The organism is Nonomuraea fuscirosea (assembly GCF_035917475.1).
GTDB lineage: Bacteria > Actinomycetota > Actinomycetes > Streptosporangiales > Streptosporangiaceae > Nonomuraea > Nonomuraea fuscirosea.
Window position 1 is genome coordinate 2,117,975 of sequence record NZ_CP109074.1, and the last position, 13,698, is coordinate 2,131,672.

A 13,698-nucleotide genomic window follows, 5' to 3' on the forward strand; every position below is an offset into this window, starting at 1 on the left:
GGCTGGACTTGATGTCCGGGCTTGGCCTGGCGTCTCGGCCGGGCTTAGTATCTGCGCCCGATTTGGCGTCTGGGCGCGGCCTGCCGTCTGGCTCGGCTTGGGGTCTGGCTCGGCTTGGCGTCTGGCCCGGTCTGGCGTCTCGGTCGGGCCTGGCTTCTCCCATTGACCCCGATATCCCGCCCTGGTTCGACCTCCCGCCCTGTCGCCTGAGGTTCCGCTTCCGTCGACGTCCTGTCCCGATATCCGGCTCTTCTCCGGTGTCCGGCCTTCTTCTCGAGCTCCCGCCCGCGCTCCCGCCCGCGCTCCCGCCCGCGCTCCCGCCCGCGCTCCCGCCCGCGCTCCCGCCCGCGCTCCCGCTCTCGCCCTCGCCCTCGCTCTCGCCCTCGCCCGAGTTTTTGCCCTTCCCTGGGGTTCCAGTGCGGGCCCTCCCAGGGCAGGCCGCTCAGAACAGTGCGAGCCTCCTTCAGGGCAGGGTTGGCCTCGTTCAGCTGAAGAGCGCGAACCCGGTTGTGGCGTTCGCTGTGGGCGGGGGCGTCAGCGGGAACGCTCGGTGGTATGGGCATCAGGTTGGAAGGTGGCGGTGGTCGGGAGGTTGGCCGGGATGGTCGCCCGTGACCTCGGACGCCGGCGGGGATGGTCGCCCGTGACCTCAGATGCCGGCCGGATGGCCGCCCGTGGCCTCAGACGCCGCGTTCTACCGCGATCCTGTGCCGTCGTTCTGCATCACCGCCTGGGCCTATGCCGGTTGACCGGTTACCAGGTCGGCCTCGGCGCCGTTGCGGAACTCGTCGTCCACTTGGTCGTCCAGGAGTTCGTCGAGCGCCGTACGCAGGTGGGCCAGCAGGCTCCACACGTCGTCCACGCGTTCGGGGCAGGCCACGATGCCGAAGTCGAGCATGCCGTCGTACGAGAAGCAGGTGATGTTGAGGCCGCCGCTCATGTCGGTCAGCACCGACAGCGGGTAGTAGGACAGGACCCGGCCGCCGCACAGATAGAGCGGGAACTGCGGGCCGGGGACGTTGCTGATGATGAGGTTGATCGGCGGGAACGCCATCCCGGCCAGCCGGAAGATCGCCGGTGTGGCCAGGCTGGTGACCGGGGCGGGCAGCATCGAGCACAGTTCGCTCAGCCAGGTCGCCGGAGCCCGGGCGAATCGCCGTTTGGCCTGACTCATGGCGTTTCCGACGGCCTGCAACCGCTCTCTGGCGTCGGCGACGTTCGTGGGCAGGGGTGCCACCATCGCGGAGATCTGGTTGCCGACCAGGTCTTTCGCCTCGGCCCGCCGTACCGCCACCGGGACGGCCACGATCAGCGGCGCCTCGGGCAGCGCGTTCCGTTCGCGCAGCCATGAGCGCAGGGCCGACGTGCACAACGTCATGACGACGTCGTTGACGCTGATGCCGTTGGCCTTGGCGACGTTCTTGACGTCCTTGAGCGACAGCGAGCCGAAGGAGAGGTGGCGGCGGGCGCTGATGGGGCCGTTGAACGGGGTCCGCGGGACGGCGAGGCTGGGCAGGCCGGGACGGTGGTGCCCGTCGCCGGACACCACTCGCGCGGCCTTGGCGATCAGCTTCGCGCCGGGCAGGCCCGCGACCACGGGGATGGCGTCCAGGTCCTCCGCCGCCCTGACAGCCGACTGGAGGGCGCGTACGGGATGGGTCACGCCACGGACGGCGGCTCCGGCCAGCATACGGATCATCCCCGGCGTATCGTCATCCGGCGCCGGAGAGCCGGGCATCGCCCCGCCACTCGCGTGCTCGGTTTCGGCGGGAGTGGGGCTAAGCATCGGCCCGCCGCCCGCGTCCTTCGTCTCGGCGGGCGCAGGGCTAGGCATCGATCCGTCGGCCGCGTGCTCTGTCTTGGCGGGCGTAGGGCTGGGCTTCGATCTGTCGGCCGCGTGCTCTGTCTTGGCGGGCGTAGGGCTGGGCTTCGATCCGTTGGCCGTGGCGGGCGCGGAGCTGGGGTTCGACTTGCTGACCGCGTGCCCCGTCTCGGTGGGCGTGGGGCTGGGCATCGAGCCGTCGGACGCGTCTTCCGTCTCGGTGGGTGCGGTGGCGAGGGGTGTGGGACGGGGGCCGGTGGGGGGTTTGGTGGTGGTGGGGGTTGTTGTCGGGGGGATGCCTCTGCGGGTGAGGCGGCCGTCGGGGGTCAGGTCGAGGAGGGTGGCGAGGGTTTCGGCGCCTGAGACGCCGTCGATGGCGGCGTGGTGCACCTTGGTGTAGACGGCTACCTTTCCACCGGTCAGGCCGGTGATCAGGTGCATCTCCCACAGCGGATGCGCACGGTCGAGACGGCAGGCGTGGAGCTGGGCCACGGTCTCGGCGAGTTGCCAGTCGTCACCAGGCTCGGGCAGCTCCCTTTCGAAGAGGTGGTTGGCGATGTCGAAGTCGGGATCGGCCGCCCAGTAGGGATGGTCGAGCCCCAGCGGCACCTCCACCAGGCGCAGGCTGAGTGCAGGGGAGAGGTGGAGGCGATCCAGCAGCAGCTCCGCCAGGGCGGCTCTGTTGACCGAGCCGTCAGCCGAGTCGAGCAGCGCGAGACCGGCCACGTGTGCGGCGGTCGTGGTCGTCTCGACATTGAGGAACTGGGCGTCGAGTGCGGTCAGCTGGCGCATCGGCTCTCCTTTTCCCTTGGTGTGGGCAGCCTCACACGAGGGGATTTCCGAAAGGTTTCTGCGCGAGTCTTTCAGATGAATTCAGGTGAGCCGAACCTGCCTTTCGAGAATCGCCAGCTCAGTCCGCATGGGTGACAATCTCCTATCCATTGACGACGTGAATGGGATGTTGGACGACGGCGTCGAAGTGATAGCCGAACGGATGGCGCGGGATGGTGAGGGGCTGGGTGGCGCCCGTCTCGTCGGTGGCGCGCGCCATGAGCAGCCGCGTGCCCGTGCGCTGCGGAGCCCATTCGATGTGCCAGGGCAGCCAGGCGCTGACCAGGTGTTGTCCGTGGTGCTCCGCCTGGCGCCAGGTCAGTCCGCCGTCGAGACTGACCTCCACCCGGACGATCCGGCCGTGTCCCGACCAGGAGCGGCCGCGCAGGACGCGCGGGCTCCCGAGGGGCACGCGCGCATTCCATTCGAGCTCGAATGCGCTCTTCACCGGCTGTGTGGTGACGTCCCGGTAAAAGACCGTGTTCCATGGCGTGAAGAGCTCTGTTGTTGAAACTTCTATGTCGCCGAGCCATTTTATCGACGCTATTCCCACCCATCCCGGCACCACCAGCCGCACCGGAAATCCATGGTCGGGCGGCAGCGGTCCGCCGTTCATCTCATAGGCGACGAGCACGTCGTCCATGGCCTTGTCGACGGGCAGCGGCCTGCGTACGTGCCCGTGGTCCTCGAACGGCGCGTCGAGTCCGGTGGGCAGCACGTCGACCGCGCCGGGCAGCACGCCCACCTCGTTGAGGAGATGGCGCAGCGGTACGCCCCGCCACCGCGCGACCCCGATCGCCCCGAGCCCCCACTGCGTGCCGGGCGCTCCGTCGTGCTGCTGCGTCCGGTAGAAGCGCCGCCCGTTGCCCGCGCACTCGATCGCCACGTCGTACGTGCGCGACGGCATCGCCCGCAACTCGTCGTAGCTGAACTCACGGGGCCGGCGCACGCCCGCCCCATGGACGTTCAGCCGCCAGGTGGTGGCGTCGATGAGCGGGGTGAAGGTGTGATTGCGCACGAAGAAGCGGTCGTTCGGGGTGTGGTACCCGAGCCCCGCCATGGACTCCCAGCGCATCTCCGCGCTGTTGCCGTGCACCCGGAACAGGTGGTCGGGCAGCGGCTTGGCGATCGCCGCCGTGGCTTGCTTCATGAGAGCATCACCTCGTTATACCTATTTCCTACCTGGAAACCATTTAATCTCCTCGCCCTGTCTGGTGGCGACCCCATTGCCGAAACCTGTCTCAGCTGTACGGGAACGTTCCAGTCTCTGCCTCGCACCATCTACCCGGCTCCGGGCCCGAGCCAACCCGCCCACGGTTGACGGCGGGGTCAGGCCGGGTGCGCGGATAAGGGGAACGGGTGGCCGGCGTTGAGATCGTCGATCAGCGCGAGGAGGCCGGTGCGGCCGTCGTTGGCCGCCAGCCACCGGCTCACCTGGCAGGCGGATTTCGCGTACGTCGTCACGTCCTTGGACGCGGCGTTCAGCCACTCGTCGAGGGTCGCGGGCAGCGGCCCCGACGGTGTCACCAGGCAGCGGTCCGCGGCCGTCTTCGGCGCGAGGTAGCGGGGATCGTCGGCGACCACCACCGCGAGGCCCTCGTCGAACCACTGCGGCACCTCGGCTCCGGACGTGAGCCGGGTGTGCAGCTCGACGTGGGACATCTCGTGCGCGGCGATCACCGGATCGATGCCCCTGGGGGAGAGCATCACCGACCGGTTGAGCACCGCTATGCCGCGTTCCTTGCCGCCGCCGATGCGCTCGTAGCAGCGCTCGGTCAGGCAGGCCAGAACGGTGGGGGAGCTTCGCCAGGTGCCGTAGAAGTCGTGGACGAGGCGGCGGGCCTGCCGGACCGTCTGTCTCACCCGCTCCTGTTGGGCGCCGGACAGGCCGTCCTCGGTGTGGACGGACTCCTCCAGCTCCGTCAGGCCGTAGCAGCCGGGGCAGAACGTCGAACCCAGGGACGGGTAGGCCAGGGCCACCCCGGCGCCGGCGGCCACCAGCAGCGCTGTCAGAATCGCGAGCAGCCGCGCCCACAGCTTGTGCGACTTCTTCCGCATGGGCTGCATCTTCCTCGGGGTCTCCTTGGGTGGGGGAGTGGTGGGAACACTCTTTCGTATGGCGGGGCTGGGCGCATCAGCCCACGGGTTGTCATGCTGGCGGTTGACGAGCGACCCCTGTCTCTGGGCGTCGAAGCTGCTGTTCGCGCGAGGAGGAACGTGATCGGGACGTGGTGGGAGCTGGTGATCGGCGCGGCGGTCGCGGTGATCGTGACGTGGGCGGCACTGGTGGTCGCGCTCGTCGTCGTACGGCCCCGTGGCGGTCTGTTGCGGGAGTCGCTGCGGCTTCTGCCCGACATGTTGCGGCTCGTCCGGCGGCTGGCCGCCGATCGGGACCTGCCTCGCGGCGTACGGGTCCGGCTGTGGCTGCTGCTGGCCTACCTCGCGTTTCCGATCGACCTGATCCCGGACTTCATCCCCGTCCTCGGGTACGCCGACGACGCCATCGTGGTCGCCGCCGTGCTGCGGTCGGTGGTGCGGAGGGCGGGGCCGGCGGTGGTGGAACGTCATTGGCCGGGGAGCGCGGACGGGCTCGCGGCCCTGGTACGGCTCACGGGCCTGCACAAACGCCTCCCGTAGCGGCACCGGGCGTCCCGGCGGCTCACTCCTCCATGCCCGGGCAAAATGTTGACTTCTGTGGCATTAAGTCGCTGGTGAGGTGAAGGAGATCCGTTCGGACGGAGATCCGTTCGGACCCGCGTCCGTCGGAAGGGGGATCGCCGCATGAGAGCCGCCGCCACCCATGTCGTCGTCGGAGCCGCGCTCGCCCTCACTCCCGTCACCTCAGCGTGTACGGCGACCGCGAGTGCCACCATGAGCTCGGCGAGCGCGGTCAGACCGTCGGCGCACCCCGCCGCCCGGACGGGGATGGCGGATCTCGCCGCGTATGCCTGGACGGGGAGCGTGACCGCGGGGGTGCTGGCGGAGGGGACGGTCGGGTCCCATGGGCTTGCCCGGCCCGCCTGGTCGGAGGGCGTGACCGCTGGGGAGATGGCGGAGGTCGGGCCGGAGGAGACGGTGGGGCGCGGTGGGCTTGCTCGGCCGGTCTGGATGCCGGGGCTTGATGGGCTCGCTCGCCCTGTCGGGACGGCGACGCTCGCGGGGCTCGCCTGGTCCGCCTCAGCGGGATACGGCCATGGATCTCCCACCTGTCGTTACGTGTCGGCGACGGACAAATCGGCACCTGTCAGGAAGGGGCCGGGCAAGAAGTACCGGAAGCGCGCCGAGCTGGCCCCGTCGAAGGAGCCCGTCCGTGCCACCTGCGCCGCCAGGGGGCGTGGACGCGACCACTGGGTACGGCTCAAGGAAGGCGAGCACAAAGGCCTCTGGGTCTGGCGCGACCGCCTCCACCCCTGGAGCGGCTGAACCAGCACGCCTCGCCACCACCCGGCGGCTCCTGCGGCGGACGACGTCAATGCGGGAGAGGGCCCCGTGACGGACGCCACCGCCCGGTGAGCTGCGACGGCCGTCAACGGTCCAGAGGCCCCATGACGAAGGACGGTCTAGAAGCCCCCATGATGAAGGACGGTCCAGAGGCCCCCGCGACGGACGTCGGCGACGGAGAAGTCCCTCATGATCGGACATCAGCGACGGAGCGGCCCCCGGCCGCAGGGCGTCAGCGGCCGAAGAAGGCGAGTAGGCGCTCCAGCGGCCAGGTGTTGATCACGTCGTCCGTGGTCAGCCAGGCCCGTTGCGCGATCCCCACCCCGTACCGCTGGTTCGCCAGGTGCGGGATCGCGTGGGAGTCGCTGTCGATCGAGAACTTCACCCCGTGGTGCCTGGCCAGCCGCACCAGGTCGGCGGGCAGGTCGGAGCGGTCGGGGTAGGAGTCGATCTCCATGGCGGTGCCGGTCCTGGCGGCGGCGCGGAAGACGGCCTCCCAGTCGGCGTCCACCGGCTCGCGCTTGCCGATCTTGCGGGTGGTGGGGTGGCCGATGATGTCGACGTACGGGTTTTCGCAGGCGGCGATGAAGCGGCGGGTCATCTCGTCGCGCGGCATGCCGAAGTGGGAGTGGACCGAGGCCACGCACACGTCGAACTCCCGCAGGATCTCGCCCGGCCAGTCGACCGAGCCGTCGGGGGCGATGTTGAGCTCGCTGCCGTGCAGCAGGCGCATGCCGGGATAGCGCGCCTGCAGCTCGGCCACCCTGGCCCGCTGCTCCAGCGCCTTGTCCAGGGTCATCCGCTGCATGGCCAGGTCGGGCGCGTGGTCGGTGACCGCGTAGTAGGAGTAGCCGCGGGCGTGACCGGCGGCGACCATGTCCTCCAGTGTGGCGATGCCGTCGGTCAGGTCGGTGTGGGTGTGCAGGTCGCCCTTGAGGTCGGCCAGCTCCACCAGCACGGGCAGCTCGCCGGCCAGCGCTGCCTTGACCTCGCCGCCGTCCTCGCGCATCGGCGGCGGCACGAACCGCATGCCGAGCGCCTCGTAGATGTCCTCCTCGGACTCGGCGGCGATCACCCGGTCGCCCTCGAAGAGCCCGTACTCGGACAGCTTCCAGCCCTTCTTGACCGCCATCTCCCTGATGGCGACGTTGTGCTCCTTGGAGCCGGTGAAGTACTGCATGGCCGCGCCCCACGAACCGGCGGGCACCACGCGCAGGTCGACCTGGATGCCGGACGTGGTGCGGATCGAGGTCTTCTTGTCGCCGGAGGCGATGACCTCGGCGACGTAGGGCTGGGCGCGGAAGTCGTCCATGATGGACTCGGGCGCCACGGCGAGGATGTCGATGTCGCCGATCGTGTCCTTCATCCGCCGCAGCGAGCCCGCGTACGCGATGCGCTCGGCCTTCAGCGACCCCATCACCTGCTCGGCCAGCGACATGGCGACGCCGATGTGCACCCGGCGCCCCGACTGCTCCAGCTGCTCGATGCCCTTGAGCAGGTTGGCCAGGGTCTTCGGGCCGAGACCCTTGACCCCGTCGAGGCGACCGGAGGTGATCGCCTCGCTCAGCGCCGCGGACGAGTCGATGCCGTAGTCCTCGAACAGCATGATGGCCGTCTTGGGGCCGAGTGAGGGCACCCTGGTCAGCCGCCGCACCCCGTCGGGCACGCGGCCGCGCAGGTCGTCGAGCTGGCGGAAGCTCCCGCGCTGCAGGAACTCCTCCATCTTCTTGGCGATCGCCTCGCCCACCCCTGGGACGCCGCGCACGTCGACGACCGAGATGTCGTCGGGGAACCCGGCGATCGCCTTGGCCGCCTTCTGGTAGCTCCGCACCCGGAAGGCGTCGCCGCCGCAGAGCGCGAACAGCTCCGCGTATTCCTGCAGCGCCGCCGCCGCCTCCTCATTTGCCCGCATGACCCATACCTTAGGGTGCCGGTCCGACAAACAATCCCTGACGGGCCCGGGTCAGAAGCGCACCTCGCGAGCCCGGTACGGCGCCTCCAGGAAGGAGATCTCCTCCTGCGACAGCGACACGGAGACGGCCGCCACCGCGTCGTCCACGTGCCGTTCCTTCGTGGCCCCCACGATCGGCGCCGTGATGCCGGGCCGCCCCAGCACCCAGGCCAGCGCGATCTGGGCGGCGGGCAGGTCCCGGCCGGCGGCCACCTCGGCGACGCGGTCGACGATCTGCTTGTCGTTCTCCGGGTCGTACAGGTAGTCGATGCGCCCGTCCGACCCCGTCCTGGCCGTCGTGGCGGAGGAGCTGCCCGCCCTGGCGAGCACGCCGCGCGCCAGCGGGCTCCACGGGATCACGCCCACGCCCTGGTCGGCGCAGAGCGGCAGCATCTCGCGCTCCTCCTCGCGGTAGAGCAGGTTGTAGTGGGGCTGCATCGAGACGAATCCGGTCCAGCCGTTGACCTGCGCCACGTGCTGCGCCTTGGCGAACTGCCAGCCCCACATGCTCGAGGCGCCCAGGTAACGGGCCTTGCCGGCCCTGACCACGTCGTGCAGCGCCTCCATGGTCTCCTCGATGGGCGTGTCGTCGTCCCAGCGGTGGATCTGGTAGAGGTCCACGTAGTCGGTGCCCAGCCGCTCGAGCGAGGCGTCGATGGCCGCGTGGATGTGCTTGCGCGACAGCCCCCGGTCGTTGGCGCCCCGGCCCATCGGGAAGTACACCTTGGTGGCCAGCACGTAGTCCTCGCGGCGCGGGAAGATCGCGCGCAACACCTCGCCGGTCACGACCTCGCTCGCGCCCGCGCTGTAGACGTCGGCGGTGTCGAAGAACGTCACGCCGGCCTCGGCCGCCCTGCGGACGAGGGGCTCGGCGTCCTGCCGGGGCAGCGCCCAGTCCTGTTTCGCGGGGTCGCCGTAGCTCATCATGCCGAGGCAGATCCGCGAGACCTTCAAACCTGTGTCACCGAGTCGCGTGTAATCCATGGTGCACACTTTATGAGGATGAATCCGGCGGCTGGCCTGGGGCGTCCGCACGGGAGATGCTGGCGACCATGAAGCCCCGCGTGCGGCCCCTTCCCCGAGGGGAATGGGACGACTTCACCAAGTCCAGCCCGTACAACGTGTTCGCCACCCTGGCCAGGCACCCGCTCCTGTACGAAGCCTGGCGGCGCTTCGACGCCGCCCTCCAGGACGGCACGCTGCCCGCCCGCGACCGCGCGCTGGCCACCCTGCGCACGGCGCACCACTCCGGCAGCGCGTACGAGTGGGCCCGCCAGGCCAGGCGGGCCCGCGAGAAAGGCCTGCCGGCCCAGGAGATCGAGCTGGTACGCAGGCCCGACGCGCTGTGGTCGGTCGAGGACCAGCTCGTGCTCCAGGTGGCCGACGACCTGCACTACGCAGGCGACCTGACCGACGCGACGTGGGCGGCGCTGTGCGACCGCTACGACGAGGCGGGCCGGATCGAGCTGGTGCTGCTGGTGGCCCACCACGCCGCACTGGCGCTGGTGGTCAGGACGCTCCGGGTGCGGACCGAGGAGTGATCATCGTGACGCCCGGCACCGAGCCGATCGAGGCCAGTGCCTTGCCGGCGTCGGCGAGCCCGATCGTGCGGGTGACGAGCTGGTCGGGGTGGAGGATGCCGGCTCTGATCAGCTCCAGCATCGGCGGGTAGGCGTGCGCGGCCATGCCGTGGCTGCCCAGCAGCCGCAGCTCGTGGCCGATCACCCGTTCCATCGGCACCGGTGTCGCGCCGCCGGGCAGCAGCCCGACCTGTACGTGCCGGCCCCGGCGGCGCAGGCTCTCGACGGAGGCCGCGCAGGTCTGCGGGCTGCCCAGCGCGTCGATCGACACGTGGGCCCCGCCCCTGGTCAGCTCTCTGACCTGGGCGGCGGCGTCGCCGGCCGAGCCGTTGACGAAGTGGGTGGCGCCGGCCAGCTCGGCCAGGTGGAGCGCGTCGGTGCTGATGTCGACCGCGACCACCCGCGCGCCGGCCGCCGTGGCGATCATGACCGCCGACAGGCCCACGCCGCCGCACCCGTGCACGGCCACCCATTCGCCGGGACGCACCTCGCCCACCTGCGCCACGGCGCGGAAGGCGGTGGCGAAGCGGCAGCCGAGCCCGGCGGCGGTGGCGTACGCCATGTCCTCGGGGACGGCGATCAGGTTGACGTCGGCGTGGTCGATGGCGACGTACTCGGCGAAGGAGCCCCAGTGGGTGAAGCCGGGCTGCGTCTGCCGCTCGCACACCTGCTGCTCGCCGGTCGCGCAGGAGGCGCAGGTGCCGCAGGCGCAGATGAACGGCACCGTCACGCGCGCCCCCGGCAGCCACCCGCGTACGTCGGAGCCGACCGCCTCGACCACGCCGGCCAGCTCGTGCCCGGGAACGTGCGGCAGGACCTTGATGTCGGAGTCGTGGCCCTGCCAGCCGTGCCAGTCGGAGCGGCACAAACCGGTCGCCTCGACTCTGATCACCGCCCCGTGCGCGGACGGGGAAGGGTCGGGCAGCTCGCGCACGTCGAGCTCTCCACCGAAGATGTCAAAGGCAACCGCTCGCATCTCATGAGCTTAGAGTCAATTGCCGCAGCTCGCGCAAGGCCCGGTGCGACGGCGAGCCGGGTTCGGTGGTGTAGAGCACCAGGCGCAGGTCGTCGCGGTCGGGCACCGGCATGACCTGGCAGATCGTGTCGATGACGCCGACCGCCGGATGGACGACCTGCTTGCGCTGTTCGCGGCGGATCTCCACGTCGTGCTGGGCCCACAGCTCCGCGAACTCCGGGCTGAGCGCGAGCATCTCGGCCACCAGCGCCTGGAGGGCACGGTCTTCCGGGTAGCGGCCGGCGGAGACGCGCAGGTCGGCGACCGAGGCGCGGGCGAAGCGGCCCTTCTCCTCGTCGCTCAGGTGCTCGGCGATCTGGGGCGACAGGAAGACCCAGCGGATCACGTTGAGCCGCTCGGGCGGCAGGGTGCTCAGCCCGCCCATGAGGGCGTCGGCCATGGGGTTCCAGGCGCGCAGGTCGCCGCGGGCGTTCACGACATACGCGGGCACCTCCTCCAGGAACGTGATCAGGTGCAGCAGGCTCGCCGGCACGTCCTCCCTGATGCGCGGAGGGTCGAGCGGCTGGCCCGCCAGGTGGAACAGGTGCGTGCGTTCGTCCTGGGTCAGCAGCAGCGCCCTGGCCAGCGCGCCGAGCACCTGCCGTGACGGGTGCGGCCCTCTGCCCTGTTCCAGGCGGATGTAGTAGTCGATCGACATGCCCGCGAGCTGCGCGACCTCCTGCCGGCGCAGACCGGGCGTGCGGCGGCGGCCGCCGCCCGGCAGGCCCACCTCGGCGGGGGTGACGCGGGCGCGCCGGGCGCGCAGGAAATCGGCCAGTTCGTCGCGGTTCATCCCCCCATCCTCCGTGGTGGGACGTCCGCGTGGGTGGCATCGTTGGTACCAGCCTTCTCAGGTCTCTCCCGGCGCCGGCTTGACCTGGGCGAACGTGGACACATGACGAAGATCGCCCTCATCACGGGTGCCAACAAGGGAATCGGCTACGAGATCGCGCGGCTGCTGGCCGGGCAGGGCGTCACCGCGATCGTGGCGGCGCGCGACGAGGAACGCGGGCGGGCCGCGGCCGGGCGGCTCGGGCTGCCGTTCGTCCGGCTGGACGTGACCGACGAGGCGAGCGTGGGCGCCGCCGCGAAGTGGGTCGAGGCCGAGTACGGCCGGCTCGACATCCTGGTCAACAACGCCGGGATCAGCGGCGGGATGACCGCACTCCAGCCCAGCGCGCTCACGGCCGTGCAGGTCAGGGAGGTCTATGAGACGAACGTGTTCGGCGTCGTCACCGTGACCAACGCCATGCTGCCGCTGCTGCGCCGGTCGGAGGCCGGCCGGATCGTGAACCTGTCGAGCGAGCTCGGCTCACTGGGTATGGCGCTGGACCCGGCCTCTCCCTTCCGGCCGTTCAACCACCTGCCCTACAACTCCTCCAAGACCGCGCTCAACATGATCACCGTCTGCTACGCCAAGGAGCTGGAGGACACCCCGATCAAGGTGAACGCCGTCAGCCCCGGTTACTGCGCCACCGACCTGAACGAGAACATGGGCCTGCGCACGCCGGAGCAGGGTGCGGCGGTCGCCGTACGGCTCGCGACGATCGATGCGGACGGACCCACCGGGGCCTACCTGGACGAGGAGGGTGTGATCGCCTGGTGATGTGTCAAGAACGGGAAAAAGGACAGAGGGGGGTGATGGGAAGAGATTTGGACAAGGAGCGCTTCACCGAGGCGGAATACGCTCAGTTCGGTGAACGCATCCGCGAGCAGCTCGGCGTGCTGCGCGAGCTGCTCGACACCCCGGGCTTCGGCCAGGGGCCGACCACGATCGGGGCCGAGCTCGAACTGTTCCTGGTCGACGAGGAGGGCCGGCCCCTGCCGCGCAACAGCCAGGTGCAGGAGTCGCTCGGCGACCCCCGCGTCGTGCTGGAGCTGGGCCGCTTCAACATCGAGGTGAACCTGACCCCCACACCCCTTGCGGGCAGGCCCTTCGAGACGCTGAGCGGCGAGGTGCAGGAGACGATCGCCAAGGTGGACGCGGCGGTGGAGGGCGGGGGAGCGGTGCCCATCGGCATCCTGCCCACGCTCGACACCGAGGACTTCACGCTGGGCGCGATGAGCGACCAGAACCGCTACCGGGCCATGAGCAGGGGCCTCAGGCGGCTGCGGCTGGAGCCGTTCCTGGTCAAGATCGAGGATCTGGAGCTGTCGGTGGAGGACGTGATCCTCGAGAGCGCCAACACCTCGTGGCAGGTGCACATCCGCACGCCTCCTGAGCGTTTCGCCCGGGTGTTCAACGCCGCGCAACTGGCCATCGGGCCGGTGCTGGCGGCGTGCGGCAACTCGCCGTTCTTCCTGGGCAGGCAGTTGTGGGAGGAGACGCGGATCGCGCTGATGGAGGAGGCCGCCGACGACCGCGACGTGCAGCGGCTGGAACGCAGGGACGGGCGGGTGACGTTCGGCTCCGACTGGGTGTACGAGGGCGCCCACGAGTTGTTCGAGCGCTACGTGAAGGACTACGACCCGATCCTGCCCGACCTCAGCGAGGGCGCGCAGCGGCACGAGGTGCCGGAGCTGCGGCTGCACCAGGGCACGATCTGGCAGTGGAACCGCCCCGTCTACGACCCGGCGGACGGCGGTCACCTGCGGGTCGAGATGCGGGCGCTGCCCGCGGGGCCCTCGTGCGCGGACATGGCGGCGAACACGGCCTTCCTGCTGGGGCTGACGTTGTCGCAGGCGGAGCGGGACCTGACCGGCTACCAGTTCGCACAGGCGTACCAGAACTTCTATCGCGCGGCCATGCACGGACTGGACGCCAAGCTGGCCTGGCCGGGCAGGGAGGGCGAGTTCGACGCGGCGGAGCTGGTGCTGTCGCTGCTGCCCGAGGCGCGGGAAGGGCTGCTCGGAGCCGGGGTGACGCCGGGCGACGCGGACCGGGCGCTGGGCGTGATCGCGCAGCGGACCAGGTCGCGGCGGACCGGGTCGGTCTGGCAGCGGGAGACGCTGGAGCGCTTCGGCGGCGACCGGCGCCGGCTCGTACGGCGCTATCGGGAGCTGGCTCTGACAGGAACGCCTGTGCATTTGTGGAAGTGATCGCAAACCTTGGTCGCCC

At 70.4% G+C, this 13,698-nt stretch carries 11 protein-coding genes; 4 read left to right on the forward strand and 7 right to left on the reverse strand.

Translation table 11 applies throughout. The annotated features are described in order from the left end of the window. Positions 1-736: 736 nt before the first annotated feature. From OIE67_RS09450 to OIE67_RS09460, 3 genes are all read right to left on the reverse strand, one after another. On the reverse strand, positions 737-2,614 hold the full coding sequence (locus OIE67_RS09450; protein WP_326638648.1) for a wax ester/triacylglycerol synthase domain-containing protein: 1,878 nt from the start codon (positions 2,612-2,614) through the stop codon (positions 737-739). A gap of 142 nt (positions 2,615-2,756) precedes the next feature. After that, entirely contained in the window at positions 2,757-3,803 is a 1,047-nt protein-coding gene (locus tag OIE67_RS09455) for a sulfite oxidase (protein ID WP_326638650.1), read from the reverse strand. A 179-nt stretch (positions 3,804-3,982) separates the two neighbouring features. Continuing rightward, positions 3,983-4,720 carry a hypothetical protein gene (locus OIE67_RS09460; RefSeq protein WP_326638652.1) on the reverse strand — a complete coding sequence of 246 codons (738 nt, stop codon included), beginning with the start codon at positions 4,718-4,720 and terminating at the stop codon, positions 3,983-3,985. A 150-nt stretch (positions 4,721-4,870) separates the two neighbouring features. Between OIE67_RS09460 and OIE67_RS09465 the strand changes: the two genes are divergently transcribed. Continuing rightward, a complete protein-coding gene (locus OIE67_RS09465; protein ID WP_326638654.1) occupies positions 4,871-5,290 on the forward strand; it encodes a YkvA family protein in 420 nt (139 codons plus the stop codon). A 1,036-nt stretch (positions 5,291-6,326) separates the two neighbouring features. On the opposite strand, the gene polX is transcribed toward OIE67_RS09465, so the two are convergent. Then, positions 6,327-8,006 (reverse strand): DNA polymerase/3'-5' exonuclease PolX, encoded by a 1,680-nt coding sequence (gene polX, locus OIE67_RS09470; RefSeq protein WP_106234620.1) that lies wholly within the window; start codon positions 8,004-8,006, stop codon positions 6,327-6,329. A 51-nt stretch (positions 8,007-8,057) separates the two neighbouring features. Further along, positions 8,058-9,029, reverse strand: a complete 972-nt coding sequence (locus OIE67_RS09475) for an aldo/keto reductase (protein WP_326638657.1) — start codon at positions 9,027-9,029, stop codon at positions 8,058-8,060. Between the two features lie 68 nt (positions 9,030-9,097). On the opposite strand from OIE67_RS09475, the gene OIE67_RS09480 reads away from it, so the two are divergent. Beyond that, positions 9,098-9,586 carry a carboxymuconolactone decarboxylase family protein gene (locus tag OIE67_RS09480; protein WP_326638659.1) on the forward strand — a complete coding sequence of 163 codons (489 nt, stop codon included), beginning with the start codon at positions 9,098-9,100 and terminating at the stop codon, positions 9,584-9,586. On the opposite strand, the gene OIE67_RS09485 is transcribed toward OIE67_RS09480, so the two are convergent. Next, positions 9,555-10,601: a zinc-dependent alcohol dehydrogenase family protein gene (locus OIE67_RS09485; RefSeq protein WP_106234623.1), complete on the reverse strand. Its 1,047-nt coding sequence runs from the start codon at positions 10,599-10,601 to the stop codon at positions 9,555-9,557. The genes OIE67_RS09480 and OIE67_RS09485 overlap by 32 nt on opposite strands. 1 nt (position 10,602) lies before the next feature. Beyond that, positions 10,603-11,433 carry a helix-turn-helix transcriptional regulator gene (locus OIE67_RS09490; protein WP_326638662.1) on the reverse strand — a complete coding sequence of 277 codons (831 nt, stop codon included), beginning with the start codon at positions 11,431-11,433 and terminating at the stop codon, positions 10,603-10,605. A 102-nt stretch (positions 11,434-11,535) separates the two neighbouring features. Between OIE67_RS09490 and OIE67_RS09495 the strand changes: the two genes are divergently transcribed. Continuing rightward, the gene (locus OIE67_RS09495; protein WP_326638664.1) at positions 11,536-12,246 is read left to right on the forward strand and encodes an SDR family oxidoreductase; all 711 of its coding nucleotides are present in this window, start codon (positions 11,536-11,538) and stop codon (positions 12,244-12,246) included. A 35-nt stretch (positions 12,247-12,281) separates the two neighbouring features. After that, positions 12,282-13,679 carry a glutamate--cysteine ligase gene (locus tag OIE67_RS09500; protein ID WP_326638666.1) on the forward strand — a complete coding sequence of 466 codons (1,398 nt, stop codon included), beginning with the start codon at positions 12,282-12,284 and terminating at the stop codon, positions 13,677-13,679. Positions 13,680-13,698: the final 19 nt, after the last annotated feature.